Genomic DNA, 14,806 nt, shown 5'->3' with positions numbered 1-14,806 from the left:
AAAAATATACTACTTTTGAACTTTGTAAAATTGATTTTTTTTAACTAAGATAGATGTTCTCAAAAGAAGAGGCTGCTGTATTAAGAAAGGATTTTTGGACTAGCTTTGGGAAATCTTTTCCTAGAAAATGGTTATTGTACAACACCAAAGTAAAAGGTTTAGCATTTAAATTTGTAGCTGATAGAAAAAAAGCATTGGTTTGTTTAGATATTGACACTCCTGATGAAATAGCAAACTTATTGTATTATGACCAGCTTTTATCACTAAAAGGCTTATTAGAAAACGAACTTACTGATGTTATTTTTGACAACTCTTACCAACTTGATAACGGAAAAATAATCCATAGAATTTACGTACCTTTTAATGCAAAATTTAGCATTTACAATAAAAATACTTGGCGAGATTGTTATGAGTTTTACGTAGAAACTATGACTAAATTTGAGCTGTTTTATTATGAATATGAAGACATTATCAAAAATATATAATGTCTTTAAAGTATAAAAAAACAATTTTTGTACTTCAAAAAAAAATCGCCAAACTAGGGCGATTTTTTTGAATATTTTTTTAGTATTTATTTGATAAATTGAATGCTTAACGGATAAGAAGGTAACTCGTTATTACTTGCCTTAATAGCATTTACTATCGGAAAAATTAAGTAGAAAAAACCGATAGCAATTAAACCTAAAATACCCAAGCCCAATAATAAAATTAACGGAATACAAATTAATATATAAATAAACATCGAAATTCTAAAATTAATAATAGCTTTACCATGTTCGTCCATATCTATTATTTCATCTTTCTTTGTTAACCATAAAATTAAAGGCACAATAAAACCACCAATACCTGTTACAAAATCTAACAATTGGCTTAAATGAGTTAGTACTAATAATTGTTTGTCTTCTTTCATTTTATTTTTGTGTTTTAAAGTTTGTGTGCTCTTATAAGTCGCTAAAATAAGTGTTTTGTTACATTTTTAGTTCAAGAAACTTAACAATTAAATTGTAATCAAATATTTTTTTTCTGCATTTGAGTTAACAACAATATTATATGAGCAAATCTTACATATATATCTGCAGTAATTTTGTAATAGAAATAATTTTAACCTTTTAAACTATAATATATACATGGATTACTTAAACATAAACAATCAAAAAATACTACCAGTAGTAACAGAATTAAACGTTTTACTTGCAGATTATCACGTTTATTATCAAAAATTAAGAAACTTTCATTGGAATATTTTAGGGAAAAACTTTTTTGATTTACATGAAAGATTTGAAGTAATGTACAATGATACAAGAACTAAAATTGATGAAGTAGCCGAAAGAATTATCACCTTAAAATATCACCCAATTAGTAAATTATCAGATTATATTGAGGTATCTAAAGTAAAAGAGTCAAGCCCATTATTAACAGATGAAGAAATGGTAGCAGAAATCATTGGAGACCATAAAATTATCTTAGAACAATTGGGTAAAATAGTAGATAAAGCAGAAAAAGCAAAAGATGAGGGTACTATAGATTTAATGGGTGCTTACATTAGAGGTTTAGAAAAATCTACATGGATGTTAAATGCATGGGCTAAAGACACCAAAGAAGAATTAGATGCAAGTTTTGTTAGATAATATCCTTTAATATCATCTAAATAATATTTTACTAAGGTACTCACACATTTTATTGGGTGAGTACTTTTATTATCCATTAACAAAAATTTCTCAAAAAAATATGAATAAAATCTTAGAAAAATTAATGCAATGGAAAGAAGTTTTCATCGAAAATATACCCAATATTGCAATTGCATTAGTAGTATTGATTATTGCATATTTTAGCTCTAGATGGATAAGTACACTTGTAAACAAAGCGATAGGTGGTAAAATTGTACAAAAATCTGTAAGAAACCTAGTATCGAGAATTGCCTCTGCCATAATATTTTTATTAGGATTATACTTTGCAATGACAATCTTAAAGTTTGATGATACTTTAAAAACTATAGTTTCTGCAGCTGGGGTTTCTGGTATTGTTGTTGGTTTGGCATTACAAAGTACACTTTCAAATACCATATCTGGTATTGTTTTATCTTTTAGAAAAAATTTAAATATTGGAAATTGGGTAGAAACAAATGATTTTGCTGGTGAGGTGATAGATATAAATCTCAATTATTTTATAATTCGCGAAGCAGATCATAATATGGTTGTAATACCCAATAAAATGATTTTAGAGAGTCCATTTAAAAACTATGGATTAACTGAAAAGATGAGAATTTCTGTTGAATGCGGAGTAGAATATAGTGCTGATTTAGAAAAAGTAGAAAAACTTACCAAAGATGTAATTTCTGAGAATTTTAATCAAAAGAAATTAAACAAAGAAACTGAATTCTTTTTCACAGAATTTGGAGATAGTTCAATAAATTTTCTATGCAGGTTTTGGATAGATTCTACTAGTGCAATTCAAAGATTAAACGCAAAAAGCAAGGCTATCATTAAAATAAAACAAGCTTTTGATAACGAAGGTATTAATATCCCTTTCCCAATGAGAACCTTAGAGTTTGTAGATGACAACCAACTAAATATTAAAGAAATTGCTAAACAGAAATTAGCTGCTAATTAAAAAAAAACACCCATCATCTAAAAAGCCTAACCTATAAAGTGTTGGGCTTTTTTTATATCGTGATAAATCTTTATGTATTTTTGTACCATGATTCAAAACGATACCATAATTGCTTTAGCTACACCATCTGGAGTTGGTGCAATTGCCGTAATTCGACTTTCTGGTGACCATGCCATTACCATTGTTGATTCTTTTTTTAAATCGATTAAAAAAGGAAAATCACTTAAAAATCAGAAGACACATACCATTCATTTAGGCCATATTGTGCATAAAGATATTGTAATAGACGAAGTATTAGTTACAGTTTTTAAAAACCCAAATTCTTATACTGGCGAAAATGTGGTAGAAATTTCTTGCCACGGATCAACATTTATTCAACAAGAAATACTACAACTTTTTTTACAAAATGGTTGTAGAATGGCAGACAATGGCGAGTTTACTATGCGTGCTTTTTTAAATGGTAAAATGGACTTATCTCAAGCTGAAGCTGTTGCAGATGTTATTGCCTCCAATTCTGCAGCCAGTCATCAAATGGCAATTCAACAAATGCGTGGTGGTATTACTAATGAGTTGAAAGAATTAAGAGCTAAACTTTTAGATTTTGCTGCCTTAATTGAATTGGAACTTGATTTCTCTGGCGAAGATGTTGAGTTTGCAGACAGAACCCAATTTAAAGAATTGGTAGCGAAAATCACCTTTGTTTTAAAACGATTGATTGATTCTTTCTCTTTTGGAAATGCCATGAAAAACGGAATTCCGGTTGCAATTATTGGAGAACCTAATGTGGGAAAATCGACTTTATTGAATGCTTTGTTAAATGAAGAAAAAGCCATTGTTTCTGATATTGCTGGTACTACAAGAGATGCTATCGAAGACGAATTAATTATTGAAGGTGTTGCATTTCGATTTATTGATACAGCAGGAATTAGAGAAACTATTGATGTTGTAGAAAGTATTGGAATACAAAAGGCCTATGAAAAGGCAGAAAATGCACAGTTGATTATTTTTTTAATTGATGCCAATAAATACATCCACTCGAGTGAAGATTTTTTAGAAGAAATCAATACGATTACAAATCGTTTTCCGAATAAAAGATTGTTGGTTATTGCCAATAAAGTTGATACTTTGTCTTGTCATGATTTAGCTATTTTAGAATCAGAAATTGAGAATTTAATTTTGCTATCAGCCAAACAAAAAACAGGAATCGAAGAATTGAAAAACGAATTAACGTCTTTGGTAAACATTGGTGCGTTAAGTAACAACGAAACGATAGTTACCAATTCTCGTCATTTTGAAGCATTAAACAATGCTTTAGAAGCCATAAGCTCTGTACAACAAGGGATTGATTTAGAAATATCTACAGATTTATTTTCTATTGATATCAGGGAATGTTTGCGTCATTTAGGAGCCATTACTGGAGATTATGATGTAGATAAGGACATTTTAGGACATATTTTTTCTAATTTTTGTATTGGAAAGTAATTTATCTTTTTTTGATTTTAAGGAATTTGCTTATTTTGAAAACTTAAAAAAAGTATTACATTTACATTGTATTAAATTTATATATTTACATTTTTTACATTAAATAATTATTAACTTCTAATTCCCCCAATTATGAAAACAAATAATATAAAACGAATTTTCATCGTATTAATCTGTGCTTTAAGTCTTTATTTTTCAGGCAGCTATTTATTAGAAATGAACAACATAAAAAGCTTATTTGATGCTTTTAATGTTATGATATTCTTTACTTGTTTATTTCCTTTTTTATTCGTTTCAATAGCCTTAATTCGTAATTTTTTCAAGTCCATCTATAGATTAGCCTATCAATAAGCTATTAGTGATGATTTTATTTTGAGGTGTTTCGTTTCTTTATGATAGAAACGAAGCATCTTAATTGATAGTATAAAATTGATTTTTTTAATTTGAATAATTAAAAGAGAAAAGGAGCACTGCTACGAATGCAGTACTCCTTTTCATAATTAAAAACTAAAAAAAACTCTAAATTACCTTTTCACTACTTTTTTGGTAATTGTAGTTTTGTTCTTTTCATCAATAATATTTAATACGTATATACCAGTGTTAAAAGAGGTAAAATCAACTTTTAAAGTATTATTTTGTTTTGTATTTGTTTTGTATAAACGTCTACCAGAAACATCATAAAGTACAATACTTAAGTCAGACGATTGATTTGAATCCATTCTTATGTTTAAAACATTATTTACAGGGTTTGGGTAAAGCTGAAATTGATTTATACTTTCGTCATTAGTCCTTAATGCAGCATCTCGCGTTAATTCTAAAGTTAAAGAATTAGATGCTGTGGAAACACTTCCATCTGATGCCATTACTCTATGGTATAATGTTATAGAATTTCCCATTGCAACTCCTGCATCCTCTAAAATTGTATTGATTACGGCATTATCAGAATCAAAACTTAATGCTGCAACTTTATTATTTACTAATAAATTTGTGAATGTTTCATCTGTTGCCAATTGAAATGTATATACCAACAAATCGTTATTTGAATCTGTTGCTGCATCCCAAGTAACTTGAAATGGAGTATCTGCATCATCATTAATGGTTAAACTCGCATTGTCTACTGGACTTGTGATACTTGCTGCTTTAGGAAAAGCATTGTCATCTCTTAATACCTGTCCTCTTAATTCTCCAGCTCCATTTGTTGTGGTATGAATATTTACATAAACGCCTCCACTTAATAAGCTTGCTTTTTGTGATGCATCTATTGTAAATGTATTATCAACCGCGTTATAAATACCTCCTTTTAAATCAGAATCTACAGTAGCATTTAGTAAAATTGTTACGCCTCCATTACTTGAAGCGTCTGCCAAATGTAAGTGTGAGCCTCCTGCAACAGAAGCATCAAAATCTCCTTCTAATCCACTAAATCCTCCAGTTACCACTAATTGATTTCCTGTAATTTCAAACTGTACATTTCCAACTGCTGGAGATGTTATTGGCTGAACTTCATTTACACCAGCCAAGTTTGTACCTAAGTAAGTTCTGGCTAAAGGCAATACTTGTCCTCTTAATTCACCTGAAGCGAATTCTAAACTATGTACGTTTACGTAATAACCTCTTTTAAATAATGTTTCTATTTGTGCTGATGAAAAGGCAAACGTATTTTCTGATGGTGATAAAAAAGCACTTCTATTGTCTGATGATACTGTTGGTGTTAATACAAAATCTACACCTGCGTTTGTACCTGCCATACCAGAATGCAAATGCATTCCTCCTGCTATTGCTGTATTTAAATCACCCAATAAATTATTAAATGAACCACTCACAGTTACGTTTCCTAAACCATCATGAGTTAATACCAAGCGACCTGTGGCTGTTGAATTTATTGCAGGAACTTCTTGTGCACCCGTTAGTTCTGCTCTAAATATTGCTGAAGAAATTGGTGTTATTTGCCCTCTAAGTTCACCTGACATAAATGTGGTCGAATGTACGTTAATGTAGTTTCCGTCTGCTAATAAAGTTGCTTTTTGAGCAGCATCTAAAGTGAAAGCGTTTTTTGAAGCTTCTATTATTGCCCCTTTATTATCTGAATCTAAGGTTAAATCCAAAACAAAAATAACGTCTCCATTTTGTCCTGCAACTGCATCATGAATATGAGCACCTCCTGCAATACTTACTGCAACATCCCCAGATAAATCATCAAATGATCCCGAAACTGTTAATACATCTCCTGATAAATCAAAAACCAAATTACCATTTGCTTCTGTGTTTATTGAAAGTACTTCGTTAGTTCCTGATAAATTTGCTTGTAAATAATTGTCTGAATTAGGTAAAATTTGACCTCTTAATTCTCCACCAGGAAAATCTTCAGAATGAATATTTACATAAAGTTCTCTTGCGTTTAATGCTGTTACTTGATCTGTTGTTAATGCAAAAGTATTATTTGCTACTTCATAAGTTCCTGACCTTAAATCTCCAGAAATAGTGGTAGTTAATAATAATTCTACACCTCCATTACGCCCTGCTATAGCTTTATGGATATGAGCGCCTCCTGCTACATTGGCATCAAAATCACTTGTTAGTCCAGAAAAAGAACCACTTACTGTTAAAGTATTTCCATTTAAAGTAGCATTTACTTCACCATAAGCCGTTGTCAAAGCTGCTGGATTCTCCTGAACTCCACTTAGTTTTGCTGTAAAGTCTGTTTGAGCTTTTAATAAACTTACTGTGAATAGCAAACATAAGATTATGATTGATTGTTTTGTGTTAGATACCAAAGTATTTAACCTTTTTTTTTCGAGTAGTGTTTTCATCATTTAATATTATTTAAATTATTATTCTTCATAAATATGTACGATGCTTGAAGTAACTCGGTTTTAAATTTTTATGTTAAATAAATGTTAAAGGGATTTTGTAGCTTATTTTTAATAAGTTCTAGATTTAATAGATATGATTCTGATATGGTAATTTAAAATTCAGTAAAAAAACATAAAAAAATAATCATGAGTTTTTGATTAGGATTTTTTACAGGGTAATTTTTAAAGATTATATATCTAAATAATAAATAGAATTTTTAAATTATGTACTTTATATGGTTTTATATAGCTAAAAAGATTCGTTTGAAATGTATTGCAATTAAGGTATAGTAATTTTATTGTAATAAAAAGAAAACTGTCCATAATGCTAATATTATAGCTATACAGACAGTAATACTAATAAATTTAGAACTTATTAAATTTACAAACTCAATTACGCTTTTATTTTAAATACTTTTCTTAAAATATCATCCATTAAACACCATTTGGTTATTGAAGATTGTAAAAGGTTTGCACCTACAAAAGCCGTAAACCACAACCAATTGATGTTTACTGTTGCTGCCAATACTACACTTATTAAAATAAATGTACCTGCAATGGCTCTAATAATTTGTTCTCTTTTCATTTTACTTATAGTTTTTACGTTCAATTAAATAATACACTAATGGCACTACTAATAAGGTTAATATGGTTGCTGTAATGGTACCACCCATTAAAGAGATGGCTAATCCTTGAAAAATAGGATCAAAAATGATAACAAATGCGCCAATAACTACTGTACCAGCGGTTAATAAAATTGGTGTAGTTCTTACTGCACCTGCTTCAATTACTGCTTGTTTTAAGGGTGCCCCTTCTTCTAATCTTAAATTAATAAAATCGATAAGCAGCACAGAATTTCTAACCATTATCCCTGCTAAAGCAATCATACCAATAAATGAAGTGGCTGTAAAATATGCATCCATCATCCAGTGCCCTACAATAATACCTACCATAGATAATGGTATTGCAACCATCATCACTATTGGAGCTTTAAAGTTTTGAAACCATCCAACAATTAAAATGTAAATTAAAATGATAGCTCCACCAAATGCAGTTCCTAAATCTTTAAAAACTTCTAAAGTAATTTGCCATTCACCATCCCATTTTATGGTATAATCATCTTCGTATTTAGGTTGATTTAAGTAAGATTCGGTCAACTCATATCCTTTTGGCAATTCAATTTCATTCAACTTTTTATCCATCCCTAAAATAGCATATGCAGGACTTTCGAGTTCTCCAGCCATTTCTGCAGTTACATAAACAACACGCTTTTGATTTTTTCTATAAATACTCTTGGCACTTGTTTTTTCTTTTACATCTACCACATCACCAATAGAAATCATGGTACCTTGTTGCGATTTTATTTTTAATTGTAAAATATCTTGAACCGAAGATTTTTCTTTTTCATCTAAAGCCAACACCAAACCAATTTGATTTGCAGCATTTTCATTATACAAATTCGTAGTTTCTTTATTAGACAAAGCCAAATGCATGGTGTAGGTAACCTGTTTAGGTGAAATTCCATATAACATTGCTTTTTGTTTGTTTACCACAAACTCATATTCTGTTTGATTGTCTTCAACCATCCAGTCAATATCTACAACATCATCGGTTTGCTTTAAAATACTTTTTATACTATCTGCAATAGCCATTTGTTTTTGATAGTCTGGTCCATAAACCTCTGCAACTATGGTAGATAATACTGGTGGTCCAGGTGGCACTTCTACAAGTTTAACATTTGCCCCAAATGATGCACCAATTTTTTGAATGTCAGCTCGCATTGACTTAACGATGTTATGACTTTGAGCGCTTCTGTTGTGCTTATCAGTTAAGTTTACCTGAATATCTGCCATATTATTTCCTGCTCTTAAATCGTAATGTCTTACCAAACCATTAAAGGTTATGGGTGCAGATGTACCTATATAATTTTGATAATTTACTACTTCTGGCCTGTTAGATAAGTATTGAGAAATCTCTTTAGTTACTACAGCTGTACGCTCTAAAGTTGTACCTTCTGGCATATCAATAACCACTTGAAATTCGTTTTTATTATCAAAAGGCAACATTTTTACAGCAACGGATTTTGTAAAAAACATACTAAGCGAACCCACTAAAAGCAAGGTTGTTATCCCTAAAAAGCTCCATCTTTTTGTACGACTTTCTAGTAAAGGCTTCTCTAACTTTTCATAAATTTTATAAATAGTGGTTTGTTGTGGTGCTTTATTTTCTTCTTCTTCAATTGATGAATTACTTGACGTTTTATCTTTTTCACGTAAAAAGATAAAACCTAAATAAGGCGTAATTGTTAAGGCTACAAATAATGATAAAATCATAGCTATAGAGGCTCCTATTGGCATTGGACTCATGTATGGCCCCATTAAACCAGAAACAAATGCCATTGGTAAAACTGATGCAATTACTGTAAACGTTGCCAAAATTGTTGGGTTCCCAACTTCGTTTATGGCAAATAATGCAGCCTCTTTAAATGGTAGTTTCTTCATTTTAAAATGACGATGCATATTTTCTGCAATAATAATAGAATCGTCTACAACGATACCTGTAACAAACACTAAGGCAAAAAGTGTAATTCTATTCAACGTATAATCGAGCATATAATAACTCAATAAAGTAAGTGCAAAAGTAATTGGTACTGATAAAAATACTACCAAACCACCTCTCCAACCCATAGCCAACATTACCACTAAAGTTACTGCAATAATTGCCCCAATAAGGTGCATTAACAATTCAGATACTTTTTGCGAAGCTGTTTCACCATAATTTCTGGTAATTTCTACATGTACATCATCTGGAATTAAATTGGTACGTAAATGGGCTATTTTATCTAAAATAACATCAGAAATTTGCATAGCATCTGCTCCTTTTCTTTTCGCTATTGAAATGGTTACAGCAGGATATTCTGAATTATAATTTGTACTTTTTTTACTTGCTTTTCCAAAACCTAAACTCACATAATTTTGTGATATTTCTGGACCATCTATAATTTTAGCAACTTGCTTTAAATAAATAGGATTATGTTGTTGCACCCCAACAACTAAATTTTCAACATCGTTTTTATTTTCTAAAAACCTACCTGAAGTTACCAAGATTTGGTTATCATTTTTATTAAAACTACCCGAACTCATTTGTTGGTTGTTCGCTTTTACCATTTCTGCAACCGCTAAAAAATCTAATCCACTAGATGCTAGTTTATCCTTATCTAAAACTACTCTTAATTCTCTGTTTCTACCTCCAATTTGATTGGTAATGGCAACATCATTAATTTTTTCAATTTCGTTAGTAAGCTCTTGAGCAAGTTGTTTTAATTGATAATCATCATAATTTTCGCTCCACAAGGTTAATCCTAACATTGGCACATCATCAATAGCACGTGTTTTAATAAGCGGTAATGTTACACCTTTAGGCATCATATCCATGTGCTTATTTATTTCGTTGTATAATTTTACATAAGAACGCTCGATATCTTCGCCCACATAAAACTGTACAATTACCATTGCTTTCTCTTTCATAGAAGTAGAATATACATACTCTACCCCTTTAATGTTAGAGATTAATTTTTCTAAAGGTTTAACCACCCTAGTTTCCACTTCTTTCGGACTTGCTCCTGGATACCCTACAAAAATATCTGCCATAGGCACATCAATTTGTGGTTCTTCTTCTCTTGGGATTAAAAATGAACTATACACACCAATGATCATAAACACAATCATAAGTAGTACAGTAAGTTTTGAGCCTATAAATCCTTTGGCTATTTTTCCTGCTAAACCTTCTTTCATTTTCTTAATTTCTTAGTTTTCAACTTTAATATTTGCCCCATTATACAATTTACCATTGGCAAAATAGATGTAATCTTCTCCCATTGTTAAACCTGACAAAACCTCTACTTTATCTCCAAAATCTCTACCTAAACGCAACCATCTTAACAAAGCTGTATTGCTTTTACTTACTGTATAAACTCCTTGCAACTCCCCTTTTTTAACCAAGGCATTTTTTAGAATTAAAACCGCATTTAATTTGTTATCGTTACTTTTTACTGGAAACTGAACTGTAGCGAACATGCCAGATAATATTGGTGTATTTGTTACCTCTAACTGAACTTTCACCAAGTATTGTGATCCTGTATTTTTAGATGAACTGCTTACCTCTACAACTTTACCTTTAACTGTTTTTTGGAGAGATTTAATTAAAACATCTACAGCTATTCCTTTTGATATTTTAGAAATTTCACTTTCAGGTACCATCGTAATTACTTCGAAACCTGTATCTTCTTCTACAGAAACAAGTGGCATTCCTGGGTTTGCCATTGTTCCTTTATCTACATAAAGATTGGTAACAACTCCAGAGAAAGGCGCACGAATATTAGTATATGTAAACTGAGCAGTTATTTCATTCTTCATTTGCTCTACTGCTTGTAAGTTCGCTTTTGCCATCTTATATTGTGCAGTCATATCATCCATTTCTTTTTGAGAGATACTGTTTTGAGCTATTAAGTTTTTAAATCGTTTAAAATCTTTTTCTGCATTTTTTAATCCTGTTTTTGCTTTTAAAATATTAGCTTCAACTTGCGCTTTTTTGGCTTGTAAATCAGCATTATTTATAGCAATTAATAACTGCCCTTTTTGTACTTTATCGCCTACTTTTATATCAACTTTATCAATAAAGCCCATTATTCTTGTACTTAAGTCAGCACTATTTATTGCTTGAACTTTACCATTTGTTGAAATAAACAAATTGGCAGCATTACCTTTAACTGTTTTTGCTTTAACACGAATTGCAGGTAAGTTTTCTTGTTTTGTATTGTCTACTTTATCACTATTACAACTTGTAATGAGTAAAATAGTTAGGCCTAAAATTAGTTTTGTAATATTTTTCATGGTTTAATTTTTCTTGATTAGAAATTCTAAATATGCGTTAGTATAATTAAATTGATAAATGGTTTGGTAATAGTCCAATTCTTTTTGAACAAACATGGTTTCTGCTAGTAACACATCAGCCGTTTTCTCTAAACCTTCTTTAAATCTGTTGGTTTTAATTTTTAACATTTCTTCAGATTGCTCTACATTTAACTTTTTAAGTACTATCTGTTTTTGTAAATCGGCTAACTGTCTTTTGGTTTTATTTAAAGTTAATTCGCTCTTTGTTTTATATTGTTGATACTCTAGTTTAGATTTTTCAAAAGTGGCTTTACTTTGTTGTTGTTTTGCAAATCTTTTGGCTCCTTTAAAAATATCCCAGCTTAATTGTGCACCAACAATGTAACCATCTGCACTTGTAGCAAATGCATTATTATCATACAATTGATAACTACCAAAAGCGTTTAATCTTGGTAAAAAAGCAACCCTATTAGCATTATGCATTTCTTTATTAGCATTCACAACTAACTCCATTGCTTTCACATCTGAACGATTGGTAGATAGTTGAGCATCATTTAAAATGTTGGTGTTTTTAGCTACTAAACTATCTGTAGGTTTAAAAACAACCTCTTGTTTTTTATTCATTAAAAAGGATAAATAACCTGAGATATTTATCACATTACTTTTGGCTGTTTGTAACGAATTTTCAACCTCATTTACATAAACTTCTACCTCAAGAACATCTGAACGTTTTAAATAACCTTCCTTAAAATGATTGTTTGCAATTTGTTGTTTTGCTTTTGCGGTTTGTAAAGTTTGTTCTAAAACTGCAACACTTTTATAGGCCAATTGCAGGTTCATATATGTTTTTTTTACATCTAAAATTAAGTACTCTTTTCCTCTTTGAGTTTGCAAATAGGTTGCCTCTTTTTTAATTTTAGTGGCTTTTCGTTGATACAAACCATCCATATTAAATAAAGGTTGTTGCACCTCAATAATCGTAGAAAAATTTTGTGTTTGATTAGGGTTGTTTAATAAAACAGGATTAAAATCTGCCTGTGTTAAAATTTCTTGATTTAATTTAGCACCAAATGCAGCTAAGGGATTTGTTGTGACCATACCTGTGTGCGAAGCTGTAATGCTTGGCAAAAAAATAGCATTAGTTTCTTTAAAATCTGCCTTTGCTTTTAAATAGCTTTGATCAGAAATTTTAAGCGCTATATTTTGCTCTTTTACAGTTTCTATAAGTTCTGTTTGAGTAAGATTAACAACTTGTTGAGCAATAGCCGACTGAACTAAGCCTGCTAAAGCAATAAAGAATATTAGGTTTATTTTTTTCATTTCTAAAAATTATATGTGCAAAAATAGTTTGCCAATTTATTGTTTAGCGTAACTATTGTTACATAACAAAACCCTTTAAAGCCCAATGATCATAGCCTTTAAAAAAACCTATTTAAGCAGAAATACAGTTTTAGTAAAACAAAATCATTAAAAATAGTAAGTGTAATAGGATATATCACCTACCCTTATAAGATGAACTCAGAAACTCTTTAAATTCTATTATATAAAATTCTGAGCTTCGTAATTATTAGAAAAAGAAAAAATTTAAGTAATTAAAAATTCTTAACATAGCATCTGTTTTTAAAAAATGATAATTTCAATAAATGTCATAAAAAAAAGGTTTTAACATTTATAAAATGCTAAAACCTTTTTACAGTTTAAGTAATAGCTGTACTATTTTTTGGTCATTTTCATAGTAACTTTAGAGGCAACTTCTTGACCATTTACATTCATTTCCATGTCAATTTTAGAATCTAAAGGTAATCCAGAAGATTTTTCTATTTCTAAATTTCCTTTTATTTTTCCTGTAGCCATACCTCCAACATCACCAGAAACTACTACTATAACTTTATCTTCTGTAATTTCTTTTACAGTGTATATAAAATTCATTTTCATTCCTTTTTCTTCCTTTTCCATTGTCCAAGTACTCCCCACTTTTACAGCTTCTTCTGGATAAACTACTGAGCTAGATTGATTTGCCATATCTTCCATACCAGGAACATTGGGTTCAACTCTAATTTCATTTACTTCACCTCTATCATTGCCTTTGGCATACATTACCGCTTTTAACATTGGTGCTACTTGCATTTTCATCATTTTACCACCTGCATCCAATTCATCATCACTTTTGGTAGAATCGTAACTCAAAACATTACCACCTTGTAGCATATCCATAGTCATCTTTGTGAACTTCATCTCACTTTCGTAAGAATCACCTTGAACATCAACTATTTTACTATCCACAATTATCGTCATTCCCATAGACATTGCAGCTCCCATTTCTTGTTTAATAGTCATTGTATTTTCATAAACTGCTCCTTTTTCATAGTTCATTCTTAATACAACAGATTCTTGGGCTGTAAAAACATTTACATACAAGGTTAAAAATAATACTAACAATTTTTTCATTCTTAAGTTTTTTATTTATTAATAATTTCTTTGCCAAGGTAATTATTTTCTTACGTTTTGGGGTTGATATTTTTAAATATATCTTCTACTTTTTCTGTATTTCAATAAAATTTTCAATTGAAACCCTTTATTTAAATGTATCCCTAAAATTTTAAGTAACTTTAAATTTTTAATCAAATAACTATGCGTAAAAAATCTATCTTCTTTTTTTAAAGAAATTTTAATCATCATTATTGGGGTGCTAGTTGCTTTATTTATAAGTAATTGGAACGAAAACAGAAATAATAAAGAATATGTTGATAAAGCAAAAAACTATATTAAAAAAGAAGTTGTTAGAAATAGTAAAGATTTAAAAAATGTTGTTGATAAACATGATAAAACCATTGATTCACCATACCTTTTCACCAAAAGAAATGATTATTCAATTAGAGGTTTGTGATAATTATTTAAAACTCTAATTTTTAAATTCACTAAATAAAAAGTAACTTTAACCACTAAAAAAGAATGCTTTACTCAATAGCG

At 30.0% G+C, this 14,806-nt stretch carries 12 protein-coding genes; 5 read left to right on the top strand and 7 right to left on the bottom strand.

Annotated elements, in window-relative coordinates:
* Nucleotides 1-53: 53 nt before the first annotated feature.
* The gene (locus ACTG3V_RS09535) at nt 54-485 is read left to right on the top strand and encodes a DUF4268 domain-containing protein (protein ID WP_439131938.1); all 432 of its coding nucleotides are present in this window, start codon (nt 54-56) and stop codon (nt 483-485) included.
* 86 nt (nt 486-571) lie between these two features.
* On the opposite strand, the gene ACTG3V_RS09530 is transcribed toward ACTG3V_RS09535, so the two are convergent.
* The gene (locus tag ACTG3V_RS09530) at nt 572-910 is read right to left on the bottom strand and encodes a DUF4870 domain-containing protein (RefSeq protein ID WP_439131937.1); all 339 of its coding nucleotides are present in this window, start codon (nt 908-910) and stop codon (nt 572-574) included.
* A 217-nt stretch (nt 911-1,127) separates the two neighbouring features.
* On the opposite strand from ACTG3V_RS09530, the gene ACTG3V_RS09525 reads away from it, so the two are divergent.
* The 3 genes from ACTG3V_RS09525 to mnmE all read left to right on the top strand — a co-directional run bounded on the left by ACTG3V_RS09525 (nt 1,128) and on the right by mnmE (nt 4,092).
* The gene (locus tag ACTG3V_RS09525) at nt 1,128-1,628 is read left to right on the top strand and encodes a Dps family protein (RefSeq protein WP_439131936.1); all 501 of its coding nucleotides are present in this window, start codon (nt 1,128-1,130) and stop codon (nt 1,626-1,628) included.
* A 100-nt stretch (nt 1,629-1,728) separates the two neighbouring features.
* Nucleotides 1,729-2,610 (top strand): mechanosensitive ion channel family protein, encoded by an 882-nt coding sequence (locus tag ACTG3V_RS09520; protein ID WP_439131935.1) that lies wholly within the window; start codon nt 1,729-1,731, stop codon nt 2,608-2,610.
* A gap of 87 nt (nt 2,611-2,697) precedes the next feature.
* Nucleotides 2,698-4,092, top strand: coding sequence for a tRNA uridine-5-carboxymethylaminomethyl(34) synthesis GTPase MnmE (gene mnmE, locus ACTG3V_RS09515; RefSeq protein WP_439131934.1), 1,395 nt, complete (start codon nt 2,698-2,700; stop codon nt 4,090-4,092).
* Between the two features lie 524 nt (nt 4,093-4,616).
* Here the strand turns inward: mnmE and ACTG3V_RS09510 are convergent.
* From ACTG3V_RS09510 to ACTG3V_RS09485, 6 genes are all read right to left on the bottom strand, one after another.
* The gene (locus ACTG3V_RS09510) at nt 4,617-6,902 is read right to left on the bottom strand and encodes a CHRD domain-containing protein (protein ID WP_439131933.1); all 2,286 of its coding nucleotides are present in this window, start codon (nt 6,900-6,902) and stop codon (nt 4,617-4,619) included.
* A 436-nt stretch (nt 6,903-7,338) separates the two neighbouring features.
* The gene (locus ACTG3V_RS09505; RefSeq protein ID WP_439131932.1) at nt 7,339-7,530 is read right to left on the bottom strand and encodes a YgaP family membrane protein; all 192 of its coding nucleotides are present in this window, start codon (nt 7,528-7,530) and stop codon (nt 7,339-7,341) included.
* Between the two features lies 1 nt (nt 7,531).
* Nucleotides 7,532-10,738, bottom strand: coding sequence for an efflux RND transporter permease subunit (locus ACTG3V_RS09500; protein ID WP_439131931.1), 3,207 nt, complete (start codon nt 10,736-10,738; stop codon nt 7,532-7,534).
* A 12-nt stretch (nt 10,739-10,750) separates the two neighbouring features.
* On the bottom strand, nt 10,751-11,836 hold the full coding sequence (locus ACTG3V_RS09495) for an efflux RND transporter periplasmic adaptor subunit (RefSeq protein WP_439131930.1): 1,086 nt from the start codon (nt 11,834-11,836) through the stop codon (nt 10,751-10,753).
* Between the two features lie 3 nt (nt 11,837-11,839).
* Nucleotides 11,840-13,156, bottom strand: a complete 1,317-nt coding sequence (locus tag ACTG3V_RS09490; RefSeq protein WP_439131929.1) for a TolC family protein — start codon at nt 13,154-13,156, stop codon at nt 11,840-11,842.
* A 393-nt stretch (nt 13,157-13,549) separates the two neighbouring features.
* A complete protein-coding gene (locus tag ACTG3V_RS09485) occupies nt 13,550-14,284 on the bottom strand; it encodes a DUF6263 family protein (protein WP_439131928.1) in 735 nt (244 codons plus the stop codon).
* Between the two features lie 238 nt (nt 14,285-14,522).
* Between ACTG3V_RS09485 and ACTG3V_RS09480 the strand changes: the two genes are divergently transcribed.
* Nucleotides 14,523-14,723 (top strand): hypothetical protein, encoded by a 201-nt coding sequence (locus ACTG3V_RS09480; RefSeq protein ID WP_439131927.1) that lies wholly within the window; start codon nt 14,523-14,525, stop codon nt 14,721-14,723.
* The last annotated feature ends 83 nt before the right edge of the window (nt 14,724-14,806 follow it).

This window comes from Polaribacter sp., from assembly GCF_965660385.1.
Lineage (GTDB): Bacteria > Bacteroidota > Bacteroidia > Flavobacteriales > Flavobacteriaceae > Polaribacter.
This window is presented reverse-complemented; position numbering and strand designations above follow the sequence as displayed.